Raw genomic sequence first — 524 nt, 5'->3', positions numbered from 1 at the left:
CATTTAAGTCGGCAGAGGCGCCTTCTTTGGGTCAAGTGATCATCGATATGTTCCCGACCAACCCAATCAGCGCGATGGCAGAAGGTAAAACCCTGCAAGTGATCGTGTTTGCGGTTCTGTTTGGTGTCGCGATCAGCGCAGCAGGTAAGCCTGGTGAACGAATTGCAGCATTCTTCTCTGATCTAAACGAAGTGATCATGAAGCTTGTAGCAATTTTGATGAACCTAGCTCCATATGGCGTGTTCTTCTTGATGGCGAAGTTGTTTACTGGTCTTGGCTTAAGTGCCATCGTCAACCTAGCCGAGTACTTTGTTGTGTTAGCGGGCACACTATTGCTTCACGGCCTAGTGACTTACAGTCTAATGCTAAAAGGCTTTACTGGCCTTAGCCCAATTACGTTCCTACGTAAGATGGAAGACGCAATCATGTTTGCCTTCTCAACGGCATCATCAAACGCGACCATTCCAGTGACAATGGAAACAGCAAAACACCGCATGGGCGTAGATAACCGTATTTCATCATTC

At 47.1% G+C, this 524-nt stretch carries 1 protein-coding gene; it reads left to right on the top strand.

All coding sequences use genetic code 11. The features are described 5' to 3' along the window. Window positions 1-524 (top strand): dicarboxylate/amino acid:cation symporter (locus tag R7E78_RS30330; protein WP_318059172.1); only part of this gene is annotated, 524 nt, incomplete at both ends.

Source organism: Vibrio sp. YT-19(2023), from assembly GCF_033337395.1.
Note: the sequence above shows the minus strand (reverse complement) of the source record. Positions and strands in the feature narration are given on the sequence as shown.